The sequence below is a fragment of the Vibrio sp. 10N.222.46.A1 genome, from assembly GCF_041473595.1.
GTDB classification, from domain to species: domain Bacteria; phylum Pseudomonadota; class Gammaproteobacteria; order Enterobacterales; family Vibrionaceae; genus Vibrio; species Vibrio tasmaniensis_A.
The window spans coordinates 1-229 of sequence record NZ_JBFRSN010000797.1 but is presented as its reverse complement, the minus strand read 5'-3'; the positions used below and the strand labels follow the sequence as shown (position 1 = coordinate 229).

Below are 229 nucleotides of genomic sequence, written 5' to 3'. Positions count from 1 at the left end.
GGCTCTGGCTCTGGCTCTTTAGTTTGTGATTCGTCGCTAGACTCGTCAACAAGAAAAGCATCAGATTCAAAGTTTTCATCGCCTAACAGCGCGGTAAAGTAATCATCGATTGCTTGTTCACTCGATAAACTTGGTTGCGTCAATGTCGATTCGTTATTCGCGCTCATTTATCGCTAACCTCTCGAGATAAATAAGCAGCTGTTTATAAGCAAATACACCACGGCTACCC

1 pseudogene is annotated in these 229 nt (G+C 43.7%); it reads right to left on the bottom strand.

Going from position 1 to position 229, the window contains the following annotated elements:
• Window positions 1–167: pseudogene (locus AB4496_RS20230) on the bottom strand (chemotaxis protein CheW); the annotation flags it as partial.
• Window positions 168–229: the final 62 nt, after the last annotated feature.